This window comes from Microbacterium radiodurans (genome assembly GCF_008710705.1).
GTDB classification, from domain to species: domain Bacteria; phylum Actinomycetota; class Actinomycetes; order Actinomycetales; family Microbacteriaceae; genus Microbacterium; species Microbacterium radiodurans.
The window spans coordinates 474,149-497,833 of the sequence record NZ_VYRZ01000003.1 but is presented as its reverse complement, the minus strand read 5'-3'; the positions used below and the strand labels follow the sequence as shown (position 1 = coordinate 497,833).

Below are 23,685 nucleotides of genomic sequence, written 5' to 3'. Positions count from 1 at the left end.
GAAATGTCGGCGCGAACGCTTGCGAAAGTCAAGGGTCGGGCGTAAAGCGGATCGAGTGCCGCGACGATCTCAGACAGCGCCGACGACGAGCGCCCGGGCCGTGCGCGTCGCCTGCGCTGCACCCGCCGCGTCGACACGCACGAGCGCGAAGGCCGACACGACGAGTCCGGTGCACGCATCGGCGAGCGTCGCGCGGTCCGCCGGGCCGAGGTCCGGGCGGCGCGCCTCGACGCCGCGGGCGAAGGCGCCGCGCAGCTCGGCGCGGTATCCGGAGATGACGTGCGCGATCGCGTCGTCGCGTCCGATGGGCGCCGCCGCCGCGTTGACGAGCAGACAGCCGCTCGCCGCCGGGGCCGGCAGCGGTCGCTCGAGCGCTCGGCCGAGCCCGTCGAGGTAGTCCTCGAGAGCCGCGGGCGCGACGGTGTCGGCGCGCAGCGGCGCGAGGCGGGGACGCACGACCTCGTCGAGATAGTTCTCGACGGCCGCGTCGAAGAGCCCGCGCTTCGATCCGAACGCGTGGTAGATGCTCGACCGGTTGAGCCCGGTCACCCGCTCGATCTCGGGAAGGGGCGCGCTGTCGAAGCCGTGCTCCCAGAACACGTCCCGCGCGGCCCGCACGACGGCGCTCCGGTCGTAAGACGGCGAGCGTCCCATGCCGCATCCCCTCTTTTGTGTATCGGTCGATCCAGTATATATTGAACCGACCGTTACAGAAACCGCGGCCCATCCGGCGCCGCTGAAGGAAGGACAACGCGTGATCGTCGTCGGTCTTGCGCTCGCGGGTCTCGCAGCGCTCATCCACGTCTTCATCTTCTCCCTCGAGTCGATCGCCTGGACGAGCAAGCGAGCCCGGGCGACGTTCGGCACCGGGACGGTCGAGCAGGCCGAGTCGCAGCGCGCGCTCGCGTTCAACCAGGGGTTCTACAACCTCTTCCTCGCCATCGCGGTCTTCATCGGCATCGCCTTCGTCGTCGCGGGCTCGACGGCGGTCGGCGCGACGCTCGTCTTCACCGGCGCGGGCTCGATGGTCGCGGCCAGCCTCGTCCTGATCCTCTCCGACCCCTCGAAGGCCGCCGCCGCGCTCAAGCAGGGAGTGATTCCCGCACTCGGCGTCATCGCCCTCGCGATCGGCCTCGCGGTCTGAGACCGGCGGCTCCCAAGCCCGTCGACACCACGACATCCCCCATCCCCAGCCCCGATCCCTCATCCCCACGAAGGAGCACGATGACCGCTGCCACGAGCACGCAGATCCACCTGGCCCGCCGCCCCGACGGCTGGCCGACCCACGACGACTTCGCGACCGTCTCGGTCGAGCTGGGCGATTTCGCCCCGGGCGAGGTGCGGGTCGCGAACGAGTTCGTCTCGGTCGACCCCTACATGCGCGGACGCATGAACGATGCCCGCAGCTACGTCGCGCCCTACGCCATCGGCGAGACCATCGCCGGCGGCGCCATCGGCCGCGTCGTCGCCTCGACCGTCGACGCGCTGCCCGTCGGAACCGTGGTCCTGCACCAGCACGGGTGGTCGGATGTCGTGCAGGCGGATGCCGCGACCTTCCGCGCGGTGCCGGAGGCCCCCGGCGTGCCGCTCTCCCTCCGCCTCCACATCCTCGGGATGACGGGGCTGACCGCCTACGTCGGCCTGACGGCGGTCGCGAGGATCCAGCCGGGCGACACCGTCTTCGTCTCGGGCGCTGCCGGCGCCGTCGGCACCGCCGTCGGGCAGATCGCGAAGCTCCTCGGCGCCGGCCGTGTCATCGGCTCAGCCGGGTCGGCCGAGAAGGTCGCCCTCCTCACCGAGAAGTACGGCTACGACGCGGCGCTGAACTACAAGGACGGCCCCGTGCGCGAGCATCTCGCCGAGCTGGTGCCCGACGGCGTCGACGTCTTCTTCGACAATGTCGGCGGCGACCACCTCGAAGCGGCGCTCGACGTCATGAACGACGGCGGACGCCTCGCCCTGTGCGGCGCGATCGCCGGCTACAACACGACCGAGAAGGCTCCCGGTCCCGACAACCTCGCGAACATGATCACGCGCGGGCTCACCGCGACGGGCTTCACGCTCTCGGCCTACCTGCACCTGTCGCCGGAGTTCGGCGAGAAGATGACCGCCTGGTTCGCCGAGGGCCGGATCGCCTACGACGAGACGATCGTCGACGGCATCGAGAACACCGTCGACGCCTTCCTCGGGATGATGCGCGGTGCGAACACCGGCAAGATGCTCGTCCGCATCGGCGCCGCCGGCAGCTGACACCACAGGTCCGCTCCCCCGCGACACTCGCGTGACGCGAAGCGCCCCCGCCCACGGAACACTCCGGGACGGGGGCGCTTCGCGCGTGCGCAGACTCAGTGGGCGGGCATCGAGGCGGCGCGGCTGTCGGCGCCCTCGGCCGGAGCCGGGCGGCGCACGAAGAGCGCGAGCACGATCGCGACGGACGCGATGATCGCGCCGGTGAGGAACGCCGTGTGCACACCGGACGCCGTGGCGCTCACGGCGTCGACGCCCGTCTCGAGCGCCGACGCCGCGCCGAGCGACATGAGCGTCACGAACAGGGCGGTTCCCGCAGCACCCGCCACCTGCTGCATCGTGCCGACGGTCGCGCTGCCGTGGGAGTAGAGCTTCGCCGGGAGCGACCCGAGCGCCGAGGTCAGCAGCGGCGTGAACACGCAGCCGAGCCCGAGGTTGAGGGTCATGTGGATCGCGATCACCCACGGGATGGTCGTCTCGGTGCCGAAGGTCGTCATGCCCCACAGCGCACCGGCGGCCACGATCATGCCCGGGATGACCAGCGGCGTCGGTCCGAACCGGTCGAACAGCGAGCCGACCACGGGTGCGATGAGCCCCATCAGCACGCCGCCCGGCAGCAGCATGAGCCCGACGGTGAGCGTGTCGAGTCCGAGCACCTGCTGGAGGTAGATCGGCAGCAGGATGAGCGAGCCGAAGAGCGCCGCCATCACGACCACGACGAGCACGATCGCGAGGGCGAACGAGCGCGAGGTGAACACGCGGAGGTCCAGGAGCGCGGCATCCGACTTCTGCAGGTGCAGCTGACGGACCACGAAGCCGACGAGCGAGACGGCGCCGAGAGCGAGCGGGATCCAGACCGGCACCGGCGCGTGACCGGCCGCCGACTCGCCGATCGAGCTCAGCCCGAAGATGAGACCGCCGAAGCCGAGGGCCGACAGCACGACCGAGAGCACGTCGAAGCGCGCCGGGCGGGTCTCGGTGACGTTGCGCACCCAGATCGCGCCGAGCGCGAGCGCGATCAGGGCGATCGGGAGGACGAGCCAGAACATCCAGCGCCAGTCGAGAACCGACAGGATGAGGCCCGAAACGGTCGGACCGATCGCCGGTGCCACGGCGATGACGATGCTGATGACGCCCATCATGCGGCCTCGGTGCGACGCCGGCACGACGTTGAGCACGGTCGTCATGAGCAGCGGCATCATGATCGCGGTGCCCGAGGCCTGCACGACGCGGCCGGTGAGCAGCATCCCGAACCCGGGAGCGAGCGCGGCGATGAGCGTGCCGAGCGCGAACAGGGTCATTGCGGTGAAGAACACCCGGCGCAGCGGGAAGCGCGCGAGGAGGTATCCGGTCAGCGGGATCACGATCGCCATGGTGAGGAGGAACCCGGTCGTGAGCCACTGGGCGGTCGCGGCGGTGATCTGCAGGTCGTCCATGAGGCGCGGCAGGGCGACGCCCATGATCGTCTCGTTGAGGATGACGACGAACGCGGACGCGACGAGGAGCGCGATGACGGGACCGGTGCGGACGGCAGGTGTCACAACCGCAGTGTTCAGGGGGACGGAATCGGTTTCGGGATGCTGTTTCTCGAGGGTCACGACGGGCTTTCTCTTCGGGGCGCTGCTGCGCATCCGACCATCATATGGCAGTGACTGCCACATTGGCGCTGTGAGACAATAGCTCCATGGACGCCGAGCCTGCCGCCGCCGCCGACGAGATCCCCGTCGTAGGACTGCGCGAGCGGCGGCGTCTGGAGACGCAGCGCGAGCTCGCCGACGCCGCGCTCGATCTGTTCGAGCAGCACGGCGTTCACGGCACCACGGTCGACGACATCGCACGGCGGGCGGGCACCTCGCCCCGGACGTTCTTCCGGTACTTCCCCACGAAGGAGGCGGCGGTCTTCGCCAGCGCGGACGACTCCGCACGCGTCGTGCACGACGCCATCAGCGCGGTCCGCGGCGGCGCGTCGATCATCCAGGGCATCGAGATGAGCTGGATGCGCCTGCTCGAGCGGTTCGACACCCACCCGGGCGAGCACGATCGCGCACTGCGCGTCCGTCGCCTGGTCGGCGCCGAGCCCTCGCTGCTCGCTCTCGCGCTGCGCAACGAGCTGGAGCAGGTCGATCAGCTGACCGACGCGGCGGTCGATGCGGCGGGTGCGGATGCCGATGTCATCGCCGCGCGCGCAGCGATCTCGACGCTGGCGCTCGTCCTCCGCCTCACGATCGACGAGTGGATGCGGCGGGCCGAGCTGAACGTGCCCGCGAGCGCCCGCGAGATCTACATCGAGATCCGCCGGGGCGTCGCCACCGTCGCGCGCGACCTCGAGAACGAGCCGCCGCTCCGACCCTGACGCGGCGGCTTCGTGATCAGCGCGGTCCGACCGCGCGTCCGGCGGGCCGCGTCGCCGCGGCGCCGGCGGTGTTCCGACTCGATCGGCGTCGACCGCGCGCCGCATCGGGGCGCGGCACCGGCCGGGATGCGGCCGGCCGAGCGGCCGCCGCGACGGCCGCCGCAGCGGCTGCGGGCGATGCATGCGCGCCGAGGTCGGCGCCCCGACCGCTCTCGGCAGCGAACGTGGTGGGCTGAAGGCCCGTCGTCACGAATCCGGCGTACTGGCCGTCCAGGGTCGCGACGTAGAAGTCGTCGTCGGCCTGTCGCCAGACGAGGGTGGGCGTGGAAGCAGAGAGCGAAGAGAGCACGATGGCCTTTACAACGAGCGCGCACGTCGGCGCGCGGAAAGAATGAGATGAGAGGATCCCGTGATCAGCGCGAAGGCGGTGATCTTCAGGATGCAGTCGTGTCGCACGATCTGCTCAACGGTGAGCCAGACGAAAATCGACACACGAGCCCGGAAGGGCACACTCAACGCTAACACGCGGGGACGACACCGGCTCCGGGACGGTCAGATCCGCCACACATCGAGCATCCTCGCCACGCGCTCGAGCGCCGCGTCGACGAATGCGGGCCGTTCGCCGTACCAGCGCCGGTGAGCTTCGACGACCTCCTCCGGGTCGATCGTCCGCCCGTCGACGATCCACGTCGGCCGCGGCTCGTCGTTCAGGGCCCAGGCGTCAAGCGCCCAGTCCTCGAGCGGCGCGTGGACGGCGTTCAGGAGCGGCCGACCGGGATCCGTCGGTGCCCCGTCGAGGCTGAGAGCCCCGAGGACGCGTTCACCGAGCGGCATCCACACCGCGTTCCCCGGGTGGTTGACGGTGCGCATGCCGCCGACGGCGACCGGCTCGAGCAGGTCCGACACGCGGACGTCGATGCTCTGCTCGCGCCGCTGGAGCTCGGCGAGCGAGTCGCGCGCGATCGCGTGGACGCCTCGAGCATCGAGACGCTCACGCACACCCATCCCCCGTTCGGCGGCGAGCGTCCGGACATCGTGGTAATCGACGATCGGGGGCGTCGCGTCGACGCCCGGAACACGCAGCGTCGCCTGGAACGGATGCAGGCCCGCGAAGCGGATGACCGGAAAGGTGACGACGCGCGCGCGGGGCGCGGTCGCCGCGGCCAGCTGCCGCGTCCCGAGCGGCAGCCCGTGGTAGTCGTCGCGGACCGGTTGAGCGACGAGGAACGCCGCGCCGGGCAGGATCTCGTGCAGGCGTTCGACCTCGGGCGCCGTGAGCTCGTGAACCGGCGGCACGCGCACGGTCGCGCGGTCGGGGGCGTCGAGCACGATGCGCAGCGACTCGGCCTGGCAGTTGCCAACGACGAGTCCATACGCGTCGGGCAGGTCGGCCTCGCCGAAGAAGGCGGCGTAGTGGGCGCGGCGCGCGGCCGCCGCGGTCGGTGCGGGGAGCGCCGTGCTGGTCATCCCGCCATCCTCCCCGCACCGCCCCTCGCCATGCGCGCATTTGCCGACGCGCCCGGGGTGGGCTAAGCGTCGGTCGTCAGAGCGCCGGGCGGCGGCCTGCCGCGCGCGCCCGATGCCGTCGCACACCGTCCCGATTCGCACACCGCACGGAGCAGTACCGCTGCCGCCCGTTCCGGGTGACGTCGACGACGACGCTGCGGCATCCATCACCCGGCACCTCACCGGCGGCGCATCGGCGCAGGCGATCCATTCCGCGGGTGGTGACGTGGAGGGCCGTCCCGACCGCGATGACGGCGCGCAGCACCTGGGGCAGTCGCTGATCGGAGTCGCGGTAATGCAGGTGCCACGCGCCGTCGTGATCCGTCAGACGCGGATACGCCGTCGCCCGCGCCATCTGGAGGTTCAGGAGCGCAGCCCGCTCAGCGGGCTCGCCGGCGTCCACGACCGCGAGCCAGTCGTCGATCGCGGCGCGCGTCGCCGCGTGATCGTTCCGCTCCGCCGGAGCGTAGACCGCGGTCATCCCGAACGCGTAGGTGCGCTCGACGATCTCGTCGCGGCTGGCCGGCCAGTCGTTCGCCAGGGAGGCGGCGAGGAGCACCGCATACTCGCCGTAAGGGTTGAGCTGCATAACGGCATTACAGCACGGTGGGAGGATGACCCGCCTCCACCCGGCCCCGACCGTCTTGTCCGCCGCGCACGAGCACGGCTGGACGACCGAGTCGACGCATCCGACATCGCAGGGGATCGTGCGGTACGTGCGCTGTCCGGCCTGCGGGACTCGGCGCGTCGACGTGCAGTCGGCACCCGGATGGGTGCCGCGCGCCGCGTCCATCCAGCTGGGCGGGTGACCGTCGAGCGAGATGGGAGACTCCCCCGGCCGTCACCGCCGCGTCCTCCCCACACACAGTCAGAGACGAGTTCTCCACGAATAGTAGATATGTTCTAGAGGCGAGTCGATGCCGCATGGCATCATGTAGTACATGGGCACGAACCGATCAGCGAGCGATGAGGAATCGTGGGCGCGCATCCGCGCCGAGCTCGACGGCGCCGTGGAGCTGCTTCGTTCGCAGGATGCCGTCGAGATCGCTCGGTTGCGGAAGCTCGCTGTCCTGGGCCGTGAAGCCCTGTCGATGTCGCGTCGGAACGGGCTGCTGGGCCGCGAGACGGATATGCAGCTGCGGGCGGTGGCGGCGGAGTTCGCGGCGATCGCGCGGTGCGGGGACCGGCGGGTGCAGAACGAGATCGGCCGGGCGCTGGAGATCGTCGATGCGAACCCGCTCGTCCTGGTCGCGTGGGAGGACGGCCGGCTGACGGCCAAGCATGTCGACGACATCGTCAAGCTCGGCCGGAACATCCCCGAGGAGAACCACGAGGAGTGGCAGGAGGCCGCCATCGCGGTGGCGGAGCGGGATGTGCCGGCGCGGGTACATGGCGCTCTGGAGTCGTTGGCGCAGCACTTCACCGCCCGCACGTTCGCGGAACGCCACAAAGCGGCTGTCGCGGACCGGGGCGTGTACCTGCGTGACCTGGGTGACGGGATGTCGGAGCTCACACTCCGCGGCGCGACGACGCTGCTGGTCGCGATCGACGATCGGCTCAACCAGATGGCGGTGTCGACGATCGACGCCGCGAAGGAAGCGGCGGCGGAAGCCCGCGCGGCCGGTGAGGAGCACGACCCGGACACCCGCACCCGCCAGCAGGTCAAGGCGGACGTGCTGTGCGACCTCGGCTTGACCGGCGGGCCGGCGGTGGACCCCACCCATGGTGTCGATGGGAAGACCTCGCTCGGCGCGATCCGCGCCCGCGTACAGCTGGTCGTGACCGCCGACACCCTCGCCGGGAAGGACGACCGTGCCGCGGAACTCGTCGGCGCCGGACTGATCGACGCGGACACCGCCCGGACCCTCGCCGGAGACGCCACCCTGTGGGACCGGGTCTACCTCGACGCCACCACCAAGACGGTGACCCACGTTGATCAGTACCGGCCACCCGCCGCGCTCCGCCGGATGCTGCAGGCGCGCGATCGGCATTGCCGGTGGCCCGGATGCCACCTGCCCGCGATCCGCTGCGAACTCGACCACTCGATCGATCACGCCCTCGGCGGTCCGACGTGCGAATCGAACCTGTGCAGCCTGTGCCAGCGACATCATTCGATGAAGCAGTTCACCGACTGGCTCGTCCTCCAACTCGGCGCCGGCATCATCCAATGGACCTCACCCACCGGGAGGGTCTATCGAGAAGACCTCCCGGTGCCATCGGTATGCTTCACGCCCGAGTTCGTCGCCGAGCGACCCCCACCCGAACCGGCGCCCCCGTTCTGACACCGCCGCCCGCCCCACCCGGGGGTTGAGCGAGCGCAGCACGCGCTCACCATCTCCGCGACGAGCCGACCGTGATCGGGGTCGGAACCGACGACCTGCGGTTTCCGTCATCCGACGAGCCGTGACGCGCCGCGAGCGATCCGGTTCGCGCCGGCTGGTCCGATCGTTGATCCACCGTCCGGCGACAATGGACGCCGCCGAAACGGAGGAACCGATCATGCCGTACCGAACGCGCGAGACGCTCGAGGCCTGGCTGGCCGAGTTCGCCGACCTGGGCTATCCGCTCAGCGAACGCCTGAAGGTCATCCCGCAGGACGGCAGCGACGGTCGCGATACCGGGCTGATCGGGCTGCAGCTGCTCGGGGCGGAGACCGTCACCTACATCCAGCCCGAGCCGATCGGCTCAGCGACATGGACGATCACGTTCGAGGCCCGCGACGACGACGTGAAGCTGGATGCCGGTCGCACCCTGGCGCTGGCGAACGAACTCGCGATGGTCGCGGCACTGTGCACATTCCTTCAGACGAAGGCGCAGGCCTTCCTCGCCGCTCAGCTCTCCGTTCCCACGCCCTGACGGGAGGGGACGCTCGGGTCTCTCAGCCCAGATCGCCCGGGTGCGTCAGCCGCCACCAGGCCGAGGGCGGCTCGATGTCACCCGCGATGCGCAGTGGCACCGTCACACTCTCGGGCCCGGCCGTCCACGTGATCGCTCCGGCCTCGGCGCCGTCGGCGATGATGGACGGGGTCGACACCGTCATCTCAACCGTGATGGGCGTATCGGACCACGAGCGCAGCGTCGGCGCCCCCGCGACCTCGAGGTCGGCCGTGCCGCCCCACGCCGTGGTGTAGGTGCCGACCCGATCCCCGTCCGCGGCCACCGGCTGCGTGCGGAAGCCGCCGGCGATGCTGTCGAGCGTCGCCAGCACGCTGTGGCGCACCGACTGCTGCGTGATGCCGCCGAGCATGACTCCGACGACCTGCAGCGGCTCGCCGATGCCCACGTCGAGATTCGCGGTGTAGAGAAGGTTCGATCCGCTCTCCTCGAGCGTGCCCGTCTTGAGGCCCGTGATGCCGCGCTCACCGAGGAGGGCGTTCGTGTTGACGATCCGGCCGGCGCCGCTCACCGACATCGACGGCGTCGCCACGATCCGGGCGACGACCGGATTCGCGGCCGCCAGGCGCCCCAGCGTGATGAGATCGCGAGCGGTGCTGGTGTTGCGCGGATCGAGACCCGTCGGCTCGACCACCCGGGTGTTCTCCAGCCCGTTCGCCGCGAGCCAGCGCTCGGCGGCGCGGGCGTAGGAGCCCACCGACCCGAACGCCCACGAACTGACGGCCTCGGCGTAGTTGCTCGCCGACGGCACGAGCATCGTCGCGAGGGCATCGCGCAGCGACATCGAGGTGCCGATCGGCATCGCAGCGATCGTCGCACCGCGCACGTAGTAGGCGTCATAGAGCGCGTGGTCGGCGCGTCCGAAGGTGAGGGTCGGGCCACCGCCGTCGCCGTCGATGGGGTGCGCGTCGAGGATCACCAGGGCGGCCACGACCTTCGCGATGCTCGCCATCGGCCGCACCTCGTCGATCCCGCTCTCGGTCCACAGTGCTCCGTCGGATCCCAGCACGGTGTCGGCGGCGTCGAGATACGCGCCACCGCCGGTCACCGCAACTGCCGACGACCCCTCCGGCGCGACGTAGATCTCAGCGGCGTCGCGTTGCGGAGCCGTCGGTGTCTCCGCTGCGAGGATCGGCTCCGGCAGCGGGGCCTGCAGAGCCCACAGCGTGTATGCGGTCGGCGCTCCGACGACCAGCGCCGCGATCACGGCGAAGGCGACGAATCCACCGGTCCGGGCTCGCCGGCGCTTGCGCGCCGCCGCGGCATCCACCGTCGCCGGACCCTGCGTGCGCAGGATGTCCTCGAACTCCGCGAGGTCTCCCCCGTCGTCGTGCTGCATCATCCGAAATCCCCCCGCTGATCATCCTGTCGGATGATTCGCCGGAACACAGCTTCCCCATAGTGTGAGACTCGTTCGCACTTCAAGGGGGTTGCACGTGCACCGGAAATCTCTCTCCGCCATCGCGCCGGCCGTACTGGGCCTGGTACTCATCGTCACCGGATGCTCGGGGGGCGATGCGGCGCCGTCGGAGGACGATATCTCGCCCATCGGCGAGTACTTCCAGGCGTTCTACGGCGGCGATCTCAGCTCCGAGGAGCAGGAGGCCCGTTACGCCGCCGAGAACACCGAGCGCGAGGAGCTCGTCGCCCAGTGCATGACCGACCAGGGGTTCGAGTACATCCCGATGCCGTCTTCGACGGGAGTCTTCGACTCGGGCGTCGAGTGGAAGCCCGAGGACCGCGAGTTCGTCGCGCAGTGGGGTTACGGCGCCGTGAAGTACCCGGGCGCCGACGAGCAGCCCGAGCCCGAGCAGATGACCGAGGATCCGAACGCCGACTACGTCGCGAGCCTGTCGGAGTCCGAGCAGACGGCCTTCTACGAGGCACTGTACGGACCGACGCCCACCGAGGAGGAGATGTCGGAGGACGGCTCCTACGAGTACAACTGGGAGACCGCCGGCTGCAACGGCTGGGCGAGCCACGAGGTCTCGGGCGACGACCCGACCCAGGCCGACGAGTTCGCCGACGTCATGGACGCCATCAACACGTTCTACGAGAGCTCCGCGAGCCTGCCGGCCATCGCCGAGCTCGACCGCGCCTGGGCGTCGTGCATGGACGGCGCCGGCTACCCCGGCTTCGCGTCGCAGTCCGACGCGCAGAACTCGATCTACGAGGAGATCAACGGGCTCTGGAACGAGAACACCCCCGAGACCGGGCCCGACCCGTCCGCCATGGACGAGATCCACGAGCGCGAGGTCGAGCTCGCGCTGGCCGACCTCGACTGCCGCGATGAGACCGATTACCGCACGGCGTACCAGAAGGCGCAGTTCGCCGCCGAGGAGCAGTTCGTGGCCGATCACAAGACCGAGCTCGAAGCGATGAAGGCAGCGGCTGAGCAGGCTCGTTCGTGAGCGAGCGCCCCGAATCGGATGCCGCGACCTCCGCGAACGCGTCGGTCGACGACCTGCTCGTCGACCCCGCGGCCGACCCGGAGCCGTCGATCGCCGACGCCTCCGCCGCTCCCGCACCGAGCCCGTGGCGCGCGGTGGTCTCGCGCAACCGCGCCCTCTGGATCACCGCCGGGATCGCCGTGCTGGCTCTCGTGGGAGGGCTCCTGCTCGGGCGCTTCGTCATGGCCCCGGCCTCGGCGACGGCCGACGATGCCCCCGCACCGGGTCTCGTCACCGTGCCGGTCGCGTTCGGACCGCTGAGCAACGACGTCACCATCCGCAGCGATGTCGGCTTCGCCGACCCGGTCGAGGTGAAGATCGACACCTCGGCGATCGCCGGACCCGCCGTGGTCACCGGTCAGGTGCCCGAGCTCGGCGCCGAACTCGGCCCGCTCTCGGTCGCCCTCGAGGTGGCCGGGCGCCCGGTCATCACGCTGCCGGGCGAGCTGCCGGCCTACCGCACGCTCCGATTCGGCGTCTCGGGACCCGATGTCGTCCAGTTCAAGGAGGCCATGCGCGCCGTGGGCATCGACGCCGGCGATCCGGCGAACGACGTCTTCGACGAGCAGGCCGCCGGAGCCGTCACCGCCTTGTACGCGGCCGTCGGCTACACCGGTCCGGCGTCCGAGGAGGACGGCGAGAGCGCCGTCCGCGGCGCCCAGGACGGTGTCCGTTCGGCCGAGCAGGCTCTCACCAGTGCCCGCGCGGCGCTCACGACGGCGCGCTCCGGAGCGTCCGCCGTCGAGATCCGCGAGGCCGACAATCAGGTCGCGAGCGCGCGTCGCACCCTCGACGCGGCGCGCGCGACCGATCCGAACGATGCCGTCGGGATCGGCAACGCCGAAGACGAGCTCGCCCTCGCCCAGCTTCGTCGTCAGCAGCTCGACGTCGGCCGCGACACGAGCGCCGAGCGCGGCGCCGTCGATGCCGCCGCCTCGCAGCTCGAGCAAGCGCAGCGAGACCTCACCCGTGCCCGCCAGGAGGCCTTGCCCGCTCTGCCCGCGGGTGAGGTGCTGTATCTGACCGAACTCCCCCGGCGCGTCGACGCCGTGACCGCCGAGCGCGGCAGCATCCTCTCGGGCGCAGCGATGACCGTCTCGGGCGCGACGGTCGCCCTCACCGGATCGGCCGCCGAGGCCGACGCCGCGCTGCTGACCGTGGGCGCGACCGCGACGTTCGCGCTGCCCGACGGCGCCGAGCACACCGCGACCGTCTCGGAGGTGACCCCCGGCGCGAACGGCGAGACGCGGTGGCAGGTGACGTTGCAGCCGGCGGATCTGACACCGGAGCAGATCGCCCAGCTTCAGGGTACGAACGTGCGTGTCGTCATCGCCGTCGGTGCCACCGCGGGCGACGTGCTGAGCGTCCCCGCCGCCGCGCTGACGGCAGGGCCGGGCGGCGAGACGCGCGTCGAGGTCGTCGACGGCGACCCTCGGGACTCCCGGGCGGCGACGAGACTCGTCGTGGTCGAGACCGGCCTCTCGGCGGGTGGCGCCGTCGAGGTGCGCGCCGTCGACGGCGAGCTGGCGACGGACGACCTCGTCGTGGTCGGACGATGACGGATGCTGCGGCGCCGGTCATCGAGCTGCGCGACGTGACCCGGTCCTTCCCCGGGCCGCCCGAGGTGCAGGCTCTGAAGGGCATCAACCTGACGGTCGCCGACGGCGACTACGTCTCGATCGTCGGGCCGAGCGGTTCCGGCAAGTCGACGATGCTCAACATCCTCGGTCTCCTCGATCGTCCGACGGTCGGCGAGTACCGGCTCGCGGGCGACCTGACCGGCGGGTACACCGAGGACGAACGTGCCGCCGTTCGTGCTCGGCGCCTCGGGTTCGTCTTCCAGGCGTTCCATCTCATGCCGCGCCGCACCGTGCTCGAGAACGTGATGCTCCCGATGCTCTACAGCGGCATGCCCCGCGGCGAGCGAGCCGGCCGTGCGCGCGAAGCGCTCGAGCGGGTCGGACTCGGACATCGCGTGGACTTCCTGCCGGGGCTCCTCTCGGGCGGCGAGCGTCAGCGCGTCGCCGTCGCGCGCGCCGTCGTGACGCAGCCGAGTGTGATCCTCGCCGACGAACCGACCGGCAACCTCGACCAGGCGACGACAGCCGACATCATGGCGCTGTTCGAAGAGCTCCACGACGGCGGGTTGACCTTCGTCGTCATCACCCACGACCAGCACGTGGCCGATCGGGCGGCGCGCCGCATCCGCATCGACGACGGCCGGATGAGCGAGCTGCCCTGATGGCCGGCTCCCCGCGCATCCCTCGCGCCGATCGATTCGGCTTCGGCGACCTCGTCCTCGAGGCGACCGTCGACATCGCCTCCCGTCCGGGCCGGCTGCTCATGACCGTGCTCGGCACCGTGCTCGGCATCGGGGCGCTCGTCGCCACGATCGGGTTCGCCCAGACCGCGTCGGGCCAGATCGCCCGGCAGTTCGACGCCGCCGCCGCGACGCACCTGAGCGTCGCCCCCACCGAGGCGCAGGCGCGGAGCGGACAGAGCGTCGCGACCGCTGCGCTCCCGTGGGACGCACCCGACCGCCTCGAACGCCTGGCCGGCGTGGAATCGGCCGTCTCGCTCTCGCCGGTGACGCTGCGGGAGAACACCATCACCGCCGTGCCGCTCAACGATCCCTCCATCGCGGCCGTCGCGCCGCCCGCTCTCGTCGCGGCGTCGGGAGACGTGCTCGGCACGCTCGGCGGCCGGGTCGTGACCGGACGCGTCTTCGACGACGGGCACGACGAACGCGGCGACCGCGTCGCGATCCTCGGCGCACGCGCCGCCGAGCGCCTGGCCGTCAACCGCGTCGACACCCAGCCGTCGATCTTCATCGGAGGCGTCTCGTACGCGGTCATCGGGATCTTCGAGGGTCTCGATCGGCGCGCCGAGCTCGCCGACGCCGTCGTCATCCCCACCGGCGCCGCCCGAGCCGACTTCCAGCTCGCCTCGCCGGGTGACGTGGTCGCGCGGATCGCCCTCGGCACCGGGCCTCAGCTTCGCGAGCAGGCACCGTTGGCGCTCGCCCCCGACGCGGTCGACACGCTGGAGGTGAGCGCCCCGCAGGCGCGCTCGGATCTCGCGCGGAACGTGCAGGGCGACGTCAACATCGTCTTCATCATCCTCGGCGTCATCGTGCTGCTCGCGGGCGGCCTCGGCATCGCCAATGTCACGACGCTGTCGGTGCTCGAACGCACCGGCGAGATCGGCCTCCGACGCGCGCTGGGCTCGACGGGGCGTCAGATCGCGGGGCAGTTCGTCGTCGAGTCCGTGGTCATCGGTCTGCTCGGCGGGCTGGTCGGCGCGGCGCTCGGCGTCTTCGCCGTGCTGGGCGTGTCGCTCGTGCAGCAATGGGTGCCGGTGGTCGACCCGCTCGTGGCGCTCGGCGGCACCGTGCTCGGGGCTCTCATCGGCCTGGCGGCCGGCGGCATCCCGGCGCAACGCGCGTCGCGCATCGAACCGATCGCCGCGCTGCGCGCGAACGCATAGCGCGCGACGGCGTTCGGCGCCACCCCACGTCGCGACGGATGCACCGCGATTACCGTTGCCGTCGGCGGGGACGATCGAGCACGAGGGCGCGGGATGAACGACGACACGATGGGCGTCGTGCCCGGCATGCTCCTCGTCGACCGCTACCGCGTGCTCGAACCGATCGGCGTCGGCGGCATGGCGCAGGTCTTCCTCGCCGAAGACACGGCGCTCGGTCGCCGGGTCGCGGTCAAGGTGCTGCGCGCAGACGGAACGGATGCCGCGGCCACCGAACGCGCCGCGATCGAGACGCGCTCGCTCGCCTCACTCAACCACCACGCCCTCGTCACGCTGTTCGACGCCCACCTCGCCTTCGAGCCCCGCTTCCTCGTGATGGAGCACGTCGCCGGCCGCACGCTCGCGGCGCGGCTGACGGCGGGACCGCTCGGCCTCGACGAGCTCGCCGCACTGGCCGATCAGCTCGCCGATGCTCTGCACGTCGTGCACGACGCCGGCATCGTCCACCGCGACGTCAAGCCGTCCAACATCCTGCTCTCACGCTCGCGGGTTCCGGGCGTCGCGCTCCGGGCGAAACTCGCCGACTTCGGCATCGCGCACCTCCTCGGCAGCGACCGGGTCACCTCGCCGAGCCTGATCGTCGGCACCGCCGCGTACATCGCTCCGGAACTGCTGCACGGCGCCGCCCCCGCACCGTCGTCGGACATCTACGCGCTCGGTCTCGTGCTGCTCGAGGCGGCCACCGGTGAGCGAGCGTTCGCCGGCACCGAAGGCAACCGGGGGCAGCTGCTCGCCCGGCTCACCCGCGACCCCGACATGCCGGCGACGCTCGGGCGGTCGTGGCGACAGCTGCTCGCCGCCATGACGGCCCGCGAGCCGGGCGATCGCCCCTCGGCCCTCGAGATCGTCGAGGCGGCTGCCGCGGCGCACCTCGATCCGGGCGCGCCCGACGACACCGCCCACCGCGCCGCGCACGCCTCGCTCGAGACCGCGGCGTGGCCGATCACCGCCTCGGCGGCGTCGGGCATAGACGCAACGGCCATCGAGGAGATCACGACGGCGACCTCGACGACCGCGATCGTGCCTCGCCCGGCCGCGAGGACGCGGCGGGAGGCGTCGCGCACGCGTCGTCGGCGCGCGTTGCTTCGGACCGGCGCACTGTCGCTCGCGGGGGCGGCGGCCGCCGTCACGGCCGCACTGCTGCTGACGATGCCGCCCGCGACACCGACCACCGGCCCGCTCGAGACGCCCGCCACGACGCTGGAGACCGAGCCGAGCGTCGCCCCTCAGCCCGAGCCGGTTTCCACAGAAGGCGGGATCGTCCCGGCGGCGACGGTCGACGAAGTCACGCCGGCTCCGGTCGAACAGCCGGCCACCGTCTCGGAACCGGCTCCGGCGGATGACGCTCCCGGCAGCACCGGAGCCGCGAACTCGGGCAACCCGAACGCGGGCCCGGGCAACAACTCCGGCAACGGCAGCTCCGGAAACCCCAACGCCGGCTCCGGCAGCAACTCCGGCAACGGAAACTCCGGCAACTCCGGCAACGGCAACCGCTGACCCGTCGCCGAAGGGCGCACGTCGCAGCATCCGGCGCAGACATCTCCGCGCCCGACGTGCAGCTGTGCGCCCGTCGGCGATATCCGCGGATGCCGTCAGGCGCCGGACTCGCTCAGTTCCGCACCCGCGTGGGCGAGCTCGGCGAGCGCCGCCTCGCTGGTGTGGTCGGCGACCCCGGCGACGAGATCGGTGAGGATCCGCACGCGCCGGCCGTGAGCCAGCGCGTCGAGGGCGGAGGCGCGCACGCAGTAGTCCAGCGCGAGACCGACGACGTCGACGTCGACCACCCCGCGCTCGGTGAGCAGGTCGGCGACCGACTCGCCGGCATCCGTCGTTCCTTCGAACAGCGAGTAGGCGGGAACGCCCTGGCCCTTGCGCAGGTGATGCGTCACCGCCGCCGTGTCGAGCCCTGGGTCGTACTCCGCCCCCGCCGTGTCGGCGACGCAGTGCACCGGCCAGGTGTCGACGAAGTCTGGTTCACCCGCGGCGAAGTGACCGCCGTTGTCGTGGTCGGCGTGATGCCAGTCACGCGATGCCACGATCAGGGCGTAGTCGTCGGCGTGGGCCCGCAGGTGGCGGGTGATCGCCGCCGCGACGGCGTCGCCTCCCGTCACCCCCAGGGCACCGCCCTCGGTGAAGTCGTTCTGGACGTCGACGATGAACAGCGCTCGGCTCATGCGTCGAGGGTACGCTCCGCCTCCTCGGTGATGCGATCCCCGGCCCGGAGTGCGCGGCGCTCGTCGCGCTCGCGTCGCCACAGCTTCGACGGCCACCAGACCGCGGGGCCGATGTCGTGGGCGAGCGCCGGCACGAGGAGCGACCGCACGACGAAGGTGTCGAGCAGCACCCCGAACGCGACGATGAACGCGATCTGCGCGAGGAACAGGATCGGGATGACGCCGAGCGCCGCGAAGGTCGCCGCCAGCACGAGCCCGGCCGACGTGATCACCCCGCCCGTCGCGACGAGTCCGCGGGCGATGCCCCGGCGCGTGCCGTGGTGCAGCGTCTCCTCACGCACCCGCGACATCAGGAAGATGTTGTAGTCGACGCCGAGGGCCACCAGGAACACGAAGCCGTAGAGCGGCACCGCCGGGTCGCCGCCGGGGAAGTCGAAGACGTGGTTGAACACCAGGGCGCTGACGCCGAGCGCCGTGCCGAACGACAGGATCGTGCTGAGGATCAGCAGCACCGGCGCGAGTACCGATCGCAGCAGCAGCATCAGGATCAGCAGGATGACGACGAGGATCACCGGGATGATGACCGTGCGGTCGCGGATCGAGGTGTCGTTGGTGTCGAGGTCCGTCGCCGTCGTCCCGCCCACGAGCGCGTCGGGCACCGTCTCGGCGAAGGCGGCACGGAGCTCGCGAACCGTGTCCTCCGCGGCCAGCGAGTCGGCGGGATCGGTGAGGGTGACCGAGAGCAGCAGATCGCCGTCCGAGACGGTCGGCTCCACCGCGGGCGCCCCCGGCGGGCCGGCTGCCGCGAAGACGGGCTCGCCGTTCTCGAGGGCGACCGAGACCTGCCCCGTCGGCGAGTCCGCGGCGACGGCCGACACCGACGAGATGCCGTCGTTCTCGTCGAGAACGGCGAGGGCGTCGGCGAGGCCGCTCTCGGGCACGATGATCGACGCCGGGCTCCCCGAGCCCGCCGGGAAGTGGTCGGCGAGCGCGACCTGACCGTCGCGCGCCTGGGACTCGCCGAGCACGAGATCGCTCGCGGGCACCCCGTTCGCGTTCAACTGCAGAACGCCCGCGGCCCCGGCGAGGAGCACCACGGTGCTCACGATCCAGACGGGACGCGCGCGGCGCGCGACGAAGCGGGCCTGGCGGGGCCAGATCCCTCGGACCGCCACGGCGGGGTCGTCGGGCAGATCGATCGCGCCCGTCTTCGGGATGAACGGCCAGAATGCGACGCGCCCGAACAGCGCGAGCAGCGCCGGAAGGAAGGTCAGCGCCGAGAGCATCGAGAAGGCGATGCCGATCGAGGCGATCGGACCGAGCGCCTTGTTGCTCGCGAGGTCGCTCAGCAGCAGACAGAGCAGGCCCGCGATGACCGTGCCGCCCGACGCGAGGATCGGCTCGACGGCGCCCTTCCAGGCCCGCGTCGTCGCGCTCCAGCGGTCATCGCCGCTGCCGATCGCTTCACGGAAGCGCGCGACGAACAGGAGCGCGTAGTCGGTCGCGGCGCCGATGACCAGGATGAAGAGGATGCCCTGGACCTGGCCGTTCAGGACGACGATGTCGGCCTTCGCGAGCCACCAGACCGTCAGCAGCGCGACGCAGAGAGCGAACACCGATGTCAGCAGCACGAGGATCGGCAGCAGGGGCGAGCGGTAGACGATCACGAGGATGACGAACACGGCCGCCAGCGCCACCGCGAGGAGCAGCCCGTCGATGCCGAGGAACCCCTCGACGAGGTCCGCGGTGAATCCGGCCGGTCCCGTCACCCAGGCCTCGACGCCCGGCGGCGCCTCGTCGGCCAGAAGCGCGCGGATCTCGCCGACGATCTCGCCGATCTCGCCCGATCCGTCGATCGGGACGAAAAGCTGCACCGCGAGGCCGTCCTCCGACGGGATGGGCGGCGAGATCTCGCCGACGCCCGACACCTGCGAGATGGCGACGGCCAGCGCCGCGATCTCGCCGAGCTGCGTGTCGTCGAGAGGCGTATCGGATGCCGCGACCACCACGGCCGGGATCTCGTCGGCCTCGGTGAAGTCGCCGAGGCGCTCGTTCACCTTCGTCGCGTCCGCGCTCGCGGGCAGGAACGACGACTGATCGTTGGTGGCGACCTCGTCGACCTTTCCGAAGTAGGGGCCGCCGACGGTTCCGCCCACCAGCCAGATGAGGACCAGGAGGGCCGGGATGCCGATGCGCAGCCACCGCGTGCGCTTTTGTTCGCTCGTCACGTAGGTAGCTTATCTAGCGATTAATCGATCCGCCACTTCTGCTCGAGCGGACTCGCGGCCGCCTCAGCCGCGCGCGAGGTAGCTGATCATCGAGACCGCGAACGAGACCACGCTGAGAGCGAGCAGGGCCGCGAGCGCGACGGCCAGCGGGCGCGCCGCCGGGGGTCGTCGCGTGAGCCGCATCCGGCCCTGCCACCCGTGTCGGTACCAGATCGGCGACCGGTCGCGTCCGGCCAGTTCGGCAGCGAGATGATCGCTTGCGCGGGCGCTGTTGGCCTCGCCGTCGGCGTCGAACCAGCGCACCCACGTGCCGTCGGCCTCGTGGTCGACGAGCGCCTCGGCGGGCAGCCACGTGCCGTCGAACGCCCAGACGGCGACGAGCGCGATCGCGACCGCGACGGCACCGCCGAGACCGATCCATGTGAAGACCTCGACGACGGCATCGAGGGCGAGACTCATGTCCACAGTATGGACGATGGGGCGAACGGCTTCGGATCAGCGCGACGGACGCAGCAGCACCGACAGCGAGGCGAGCGTCCTCTCGAGCTCGATGGACGGATCGAGCAGCCACTGCACCTGCAGACCGTCGGACGCGGCGACCAGGAGCGCGGCGAGATGCTCGGCCGACACGTCGTCGCGGACGGTCCCGGCGCGCTGCTCGGCGGCCAGACGCTCGACGAGGTCGCGTCGCACGCGCTCGAACCGCGCCGTGAAGAAGCGCTTCCCGTGCTCGCTGCCGCTCTCGAGCGCCCCCGCGACGAGCGTCGAGTAGAGCTCGACCAGGCCGGGAACGGTCACGTTCACCACAGCGGATCGCACCATCGTCTCGACACCCGTCGCATCGACCGGGTGCGGATCGCGGATGCCGCGCTGGATCTCGGCGTGCTCGTACACCGCCACGAGCAGCTGCTCGCGCGATTCGAAGTAGTGCAGGAGGGCCGCATGCGAGACGCCGATCGCCTCGGCGATGCGGCGGAGCGAGGTGCCCTGGAGCCCGCGCTCCTGGAACACCTCGATCGCGCGGTCGAGGATCTCCCGGCGGCGGGCGACACCCTTCGCATAGGCGCCCGGGCGCCCCATCGCGTTCTCGCCGTCGGTGCTCACATCCGGGACTGTATCAAAACCTCCACGTGGATGTATTACGTGTTAGCGTGAGCGCGTGCCCGGATCGAGCCGGGCGCGCACGCACGAAGACGTACGAAAGAAGGTCGACTGTGACTGAGGTCCAGGCATCCGTCCAGCTCTATTCGCTCGCGAAGGAGTTCTCCGCCGATATGACCGGATCGCTGGCGAAACTCGCCGAGATCGGGTTCTCCAACGTCGAGGCGTTCGACTTCGTCTCGCGCCCGACCGAGATCCGCGCCGCGCTCGATGCCGCGGGCCTCGCCTCCCCCACCGGTCACGCGCCGCTGCTGAGCGACGAGCTCTGGACGCCGGACGGCTCCATCCCGACGCCCGCCCCCGAGGTCGTCTTCGAGGCCGCCGCCGCCATCGGCATCCAGACCGTGATCGATCCCTTCGTCGCGCCCGACCGGTGGCTCACCGAGGACGGCGTCGCCGACATCGCCGAGCGCCTGAACTCGGCCGCCGAGAAGGCGGCGTCGTTCGGCCTCACCGTCGGCTACCACAACCACGCGCAGGAGTTCGTGGCATCCTTCGACGGCCAGTCGGCCTACGAGCGTCTCGTGTCGCTCCTCGACGAGCGCGTCGCGATCGAGCTCGACCTGTTCTGGGCGCTCACCGGCGGCCAGGACGTCCCCGCTCTCGTGAAGAGCCTGGGCGACCGGCTCATCGCCGTGCACGTCAAGGACGGCATCGTGCCGACGTCGAATCCGTGGGCGCCCGGCGCCGGCGAGTTCGGCTCGTCGAGCCTCGACCAGCGCCACGCCGGCACCGGCGAGGTGCCCCTCGTCGCGTCGCTGCAGGCGGCGACCAACCTGAAGTACGCCGTCGTCGAATACGACACCGCCCCCGGCGACGTCTTCGCCGACGTCGCGGCGAGCCTGGCGTTCCTCCGCGAGAACGGCGTCCAGGCATGACCGGCCCCGTGGGCGTCGGCTTCGTCGGTGTGGGTGTCATCAGCGACACCTACCTCGAGAACCTGAACTCGTTCCCCGACGTCCGCGTCGTGATCCTGGGCGACCTCGACACCGAGCGCGCAAAGGCGCAGGCCGAGAAGCACGGCGTCGGCGAGTGGGGCACGACCGACGACGTCCTCGCCCACCCCGACGTCGACGTCGTCGTGAACCTCACGATCCCGGCCGTCCACGTCGAGGTCTCGTCGCGTGCCATCGCCGCCGGCAAGCACGTCTGGACCGAGAAGCCGCTCGGCCTCGACCGCGAGGGCACGGCTCAGCTGCTGCGCGACGCGGATGCCGCGGGCCTGCGCATCGGCTCCGCTCCCGACACGGTGCTCGGCCCGGGCTTCCAGACCGCCAAGCGCGCGATCCAGTCCGGCGTCATCGGCGAGCCGATGTTCGCCTCGACCACCTTCCAGACCGTGGGCCCGGACCTCTGGCACCCGAGCCCCGCCTTCCTGTTCGCGCAGGGCGCCGGCCCGCTGCTCGACATGGGCCCGTACTACTTCACGGGCCTCGTGAGCCTCTTCGGCCCGGTCTCGCGCGTGGCGGCCCTCGGCCGCAAGAAGCTCGAGGAGCGCGTCATCCGCAGCGGCCCCAACGCCGGCACCGCATTCCCGGTCGAGGTCCCCACCTCGCTCCAGGTGCTCACCGCCTTCGACGGAGGTCAGCAGGCCGCGAGCCTCCTGAGCTTCGACTCGGCGCTCGAGCGTCACGGCGTCTTCGAGGTGCACGGCACCGAGGGTTCGCTCGTGATCCCCGACCCGAACCAGTTCGAGGGTCGCATCGCGTACGTCAAGGCGCGCACGTCCATCGCCGACGGCAAGTGGGGCGAGCAGGAGTGGATCGAGGTCGAGCAGGAGGGCGTCCTCACCGGCCGCGGCCTCGGGCTCCTCGACATGGTGCGCGCGATCGCCGCCGAGCGCCCGCACATCGCCAGCGGCGAGCTCGGCTATCACGTGCTCGACATCATGCTGTCGGCGCAGGAGTCGGTCGCCTCGGGCGAGTTCGTGACGGTCGAGAGCACCGTCGCCCCGGTTCCCGCCGTGCCGGTCGACTTCGACCCGTTCGCCGCGACGCTGTAACGCCCAGCACGACACAGAGCCGCCGTCGATCCGTCGACGGGGGCTCTGTGTCGCCGCCGGGCGGTGGGGGCGGGTTTCAGCTCAGTAACGAAGTCGCTGCGGTTCTGGCAGATGAGAGAAATCTCATGTTGAGTGGTTTCGCTCGCAGCCGTCATCGTCGCCGCAGTCGCGTTCTTGTTCGCGGTCATTCCGGTTCTCAGCTTCATCGCCTGGCTTCCGGCGCTGGCCGCCATCGTGCTCGGCATCATCGGACTCGTCTTGAAGAACCGGAAGCGCGGGCTCGCCCTCACCGGCCTCATCGTCGCGGCCGTGTCGTGGATCGTCGCCATCGTCGTGTCGATCGCTTCCGTGGCGGGACTCGCCGGCGCCGTCGATGCGGAGATCGACCGTCAGGCGTCCGCCGCCCCGGCGGCTCCGGGCGAGAGCGCAGAGCCCGCAGAGCCCGCAGAGGCCGCTGCACCCGCGGAACCGGCCGAGCCCGCCGAGCAGGCCGTGCCCGCGGAGTTCGCCTCAGCCCTCGTGAAGGCGGAGACCTATTCGACCATCATGCAGATGAGCAAGACGGGCATCTACGATCAGCTCGTCAGCGAGTACGGCGAGAAGTTCAGCCCCGAGGCGGCGCAGTACGCGGTGGATAACCTGCAGGCCGACTACAACGCCAACGCGCTGGCGAAGGCGAAGACCTACCAGGAGACGATGGCCATGTCGCCGGAGGCCATTCGCGACCAGCTGGTCAGCGAATACGGCGAGAAGTTCACGCAGGAAGAAGCCGACTACGCGATCGCGAACCTCAACGGCTGATCCGAACACCCAGCACGACGAAGGCCCGGACTCCAGGAGTCCGGGCCTTCGTGGTGTTCTGAGCCGCCTAAGGGAATCGAACCCTTGACCTATTCATTACGAGTGAATCGCTCTGCCGTCTGAGCTAAGGCGGCGCGCGTCGCTGTGCGATGCACGATCAGCAAGCTTACATGCTCGCGCGAGCCGTCGCGAACCGGCGGATGCGGCATCCGCTCATATCGCAAAGTCCCCGTGTTACGCATCGATTACCGCCACCCGGGCAGCCGACGTAGCGTCGGTCCTGCACCGCGAAGAGGCGAGCGCGGCCCCGTCCGCGCACGGGCGG

The 23,685-nt window shown here is 71.0% G+C and carries 24 protein-coding genes and 1 tRNA gene; 14 read left to right on the top strand and 11 right to left on the bottom strand.

Annotation, left to right across the window (positions count from 1 at the left end; translation table 11 throughout):
* Positions 1-69: 69 nt before the first annotated feature.
* Positions 70-654: a TetR/AcrR family transcriptional regulator gene (locus F6B42_RS12575; RefSeq protein ID WP_150420022.1), complete on the bottom strand. Its 585-nt coding sequence runs from the start codon at positions 652-654 to the stop codon at positions 70-72.
* A 100-nt stretch (positions 655-754) separates the two neighbouring features.
* Between F6B42_RS12575 and F6B42_RS12570 the strand changes: the two genes are divergently transcribed.
* Positions 755-1,144, top strand: coding sequence for a DUF1304 domain-containing protein (locus tag F6B42_RS12570; protein ID WP_150420021.1), 390 nt, complete (start codon positions 755-757; stop codon positions 1,142-1,144).
* An 80-nt stretch (positions 1,145-1,224) separates the two neighbouring features.
* Positions 1,225-2,250, top strand: coding sequence for an NADP-dependent oxidoreductase (locus tag F6B42_RS12565; protein ID WP_150420020.1), 1,026 nt, complete (start codon positions 1,225-1,227; stop codon positions 2,248-2,250).
* A gap of 95 nt (positions 2,251-2,345) precedes the next feature.
* On the opposite strand, the gene F6B42_RS12560 is transcribed toward F6B42_RS12565, so the two are convergent.
* Positions 2,346-3,878, bottom strand: coding sequence for an MDR family MFS transporter (locus F6B42_RS12560; RefSeq protein ID WP_150420019.1), 1,533 nt, complete (start codon positions 3,876-3,878; stop codon positions 2,346-2,348).
* Positions 3,879-3,931: 53 nt separating this feature from the next.
* Here F6B42_RS12560 and F6B42_RS12555 point away from each other — a divergent pair, with 53 nt between their 5' ends.
* On the top strand, positions 3,932-4,600 hold the full coding sequence (locus F6B42_RS12555) for a TetR family transcriptional regulator (protein WP_150420018.1): 669 nt from the start codon (positions 3,932-3,934) through the stop codon (positions 4,598-4,600).
* Positions 4,601-4,616: 16 nt separating this feature from the next.
* Here the strand turns inward: F6B42_RS12555 and F6B42_RS12550 are convergent, their stop codons facing one another.
* From F6B42_RS12550 to F6B42_RS12540, 3 genes are all read right to left on the bottom strand, one after another.
* Positions 4,617-4,949 (bottom strand): hypothetical protein, encoded by a 333-nt coding sequence (locus tag F6B42_RS12550; RefSeq protein WP_150420017.1) that lies wholly within the window; start codon positions 4,947-4,949, stop codon positions 4,617-4,619.
* Between the two features lie 203 nt (positions 4,950-5,152).
* Positions 5,153-6,067 carry a WcbI family polysaccharide biosynthesis putative acetyltransferase gene (locus F6B42_RS12545; RefSeq protein WP_150420016.1) on the bottom strand — a complete coding sequence of 305 codons (915 nt, stop codon included), beginning with the start codon at positions 6,065-6,067 and terminating at the stop codon, positions 5,153-5,155.
* Between the two features lie 76 nt (positions 6,068-6,143).
* Positions 6,144-6,695 (bottom strand): CGNR zinc finger domain-containing protein, encoded by a 552-nt coding sequence (locus tag F6B42_RS12540; RefSeq protein ID WP_150420015.1) that lies wholly within the window; start codon positions 6,693-6,695, stop codon positions 6,144-6,146.
* Between the two features lie 25 nt (positions 6,696-6,720).
* On the opposite strand from F6B42_RS12540, the gene F6B42_RS12535 reads away from it, so the two are divergent.
* The 3 genes from F6B42_RS12535 to F6B42_RS12525 all read left to right on the top strand — a co-directional run bounded on the left by F6B42_RS12535 (position 6,721) and on the right by F6B42_RS12525 (position 8,962).
* Positions 6,721-6,915, top strand: a complete 195-nt coding sequence (locus tag F6B42_RS12535; protein ID WP_150420014.1) for a hypothetical protein — start codon at positions 6,721-6,723, stop codon at positions 6,913-6,915.
* Positions 6,916-7,047: 132 nt separating this feature from the next.
* On the top strand, positions 7,048-8,388 hold the full coding sequence (locus F6B42_RS12530) for an HNH endonuclease (RefSeq protein WP_223878486.1): 1,341 nt from the start codon (positions 7,048-7,050) through the stop codon (positions 8,386-8,388).
* Positions 8,389-8,605: 217 nt separating this feature from the next.
* Positions 8,606-8,962, top strand: a complete 357-nt coding sequence (locus F6B42_RS12525; RefSeq protein WP_150420013.1) for a hypothetical protein — start codon at positions 8,606-8,608, stop codon at positions 8,960-8,962.
* A gap of 22 nt (positions 8,963-8,984) precedes the next feature.
* On the opposite strand, the gene F6B42_RS12520 is transcribed toward F6B42_RS12525, so the two are convergent.
* On the bottom strand, positions 8,985-10,343 hold the full coding sequence (locus F6B42_RS12520) for a D-alanyl-D-alanine carboxypeptidase family protein (protein ID WP_150420012.1): 1,359 nt from the start codon (positions 10,341-10,343) through the stop codon (positions 8,985-8,987).
* A 94-nt stretch (positions 10,344-10,437) separates the two neighbouring features.
* Here F6B42_RS12520 and F6B42_RS12515 point away from each other — a divergent pair, with 94 nt between their 5' ends.
* The 5 genes from F6B42_RS12515 to F6B42_RS12495 all read left to right on the top strand — a co-directional run bounded on the left by F6B42_RS12515 (position 10,438) and on the right by F6B42_RS12495 (position 16,491).
* A complete protein-coding gene (locus tag F6B42_RS12515) occupies positions 10,438-11,412 on the top strand; it encodes a hypothetical protein (protein WP_223878485.1) in 975 nt (324 codons plus the stop codon).
* A complete protein-coding gene (locus F6B42_RS12510) occupies positions 11,409-13,010 on the top strand; it encodes an efflux RND transporter periplasmic adaptor subunit (protein WP_150420011.1) in 1,602 nt (533 codons plus the stop codon). The genes F6B42_RS12515 and F6B42_RS12510 overlap by 4 nt, the downstream gene beginning before the upstream one ends.
* Entirely contained in the window at positions 13,007-13,693 is a 687-nt protein-coding gene (locus F6B42_RS12505; RefSeq protein WP_150420010.1) for an ABC transporter ATP-binding protein, read from the top strand. Before F6B42_RS12510 ends, F6B42_RS12505 begins: the two co-directional genes overlap by 4 nt.
* On the top strand, positions 13,693-14,937 hold the full coding sequence (locus F6B42_RS12500) for an ABC transporter permease (RefSeq protein ID WP_150420009.1): 1,245 nt from the start codon (positions 13,693-13,695) through the stop codon (positions 14,935-14,937). Before F6B42_RS12505 ends, F6B42_RS12500 begins: the two co-directional genes overlap by 1 nt.
* 93 nt (positions 14,938-15,030) lie before the next feature.
* On the top strand, positions 15,031-16,491 hold the full coding sequence (locus F6B42_RS12495; protein WP_223878484.1) for a serine/threonine-protein kinase: 1,461 nt from the start codon (positions 15,031-15,033) through the stop codon (positions 16,489-16,491).
* 95 nt (positions 16,492-16,586) lie between these two features.
* Here F6B42_RS12495 and F6B42_RS12490 read toward each other — a convergent pair whose 3' ends face one another.
* From F6B42_RS12490 to F6B42_RS12475, 4 genes are all read right to left on the bottom strand, one after another.
* Entirely contained in the window at positions 16,587-17,168 is a 582-nt protein-coding gene (locus tag F6B42_RS12490; protein ID WP_150420008.1) for an isochorismatase family protein, read from the bottom strand.
* Positions 17,165-19,396, bottom strand: coding sequence for an MMPL family transporter (locus F6B42_RS12485; RefSeq protein WP_223878483.1), 2,232 nt, complete (start codon positions 19,394-19,396; stop codon positions 17,165-17,167). The genes F6B42_RS12490 and F6B42_RS12485 overlap by 4 nt, the downstream gene beginning before the upstream one ends.
* Before the next feature lie 63 nt (positions 19,397-19,459).
* Positions 19,460-19,855 (bottom strand): hypothetical protein, encoded by a 396-nt coding sequence (locus F6B42_RS12480; RefSeq protein WP_150420007.1) that lies wholly within the window; start codon positions 19,853-19,855, stop codon positions 19,460-19,462.
* 36 nt (positions 19,856-19,891) lie between these two features.
* On the bottom strand, positions 19,892-20,500 hold the full coding sequence (locus F6B42_RS12475; protein ID WP_396652469.1) for a TetR/AcrR family transcriptional regulator: 609 nt from the start codon (positions 20,498-20,500) through the stop codon (positions 19,892-19,894).
* Between the two features lie 170 nt (positions 20,501-20,670).
* On the opposite strand from F6B42_RS12475, the gene F6B42_RS12470 reads away from it, so the two are divergent.
* The 3 genes from F6B42_RS12470 to F6B42_RS12460 all read left to right on the top strand — a co-directional run bounded on the left by F6B42_RS12470 (position 20,671) and on the right by F6B42_RS12460 (position 23,360).
* A complete protein-coding gene (locus F6B42_RS12470; protein ID WP_150420282.1) occupies positions 20,671-21,435 on the top strand; it encodes a sugar phosphate isomerase/epimerase family protein in 765 nt (254 codons plus the stop codon).
* Positions 21,432-22,559 (top strand): Gfo/Idh/MocA family protein, encoded by a 1,128-nt coding sequence (locus F6B42_RS12465; protein ID WP_150420006.1) that lies wholly within the window; start codon positions 21,432-21,434, stop codon positions 22,557-22,559. Before F6B42_RS12470 ends, F6B42_RS12465 begins: the two co-directional genes overlap by 4 nt.
* 132 nt (positions 22,560-22,691) lie before the next feature.
* Positions 22,692-23,360 (top strand): Ltp family lipoprotein, encoded by a 669-nt coding sequence (locus F6B42_RS12460; protein WP_150420005.1) that lies wholly within the window; start codon positions 22,692-22,694, stop codon positions 23,358-23,360.
* Between the two features lie 61 nt (positions 23,361-23,421).
* Here F6B42_RS12460 and F6B42_RS12455 read toward each other — a convergent pair.
* Positions 23,422-23,494: transfer RNA gene (locus tag F6B42_RS12455), tRNA-Thr, on the bottom strand.
* Positions 23,495-23,685: the final 191 nt, after the last annotated feature.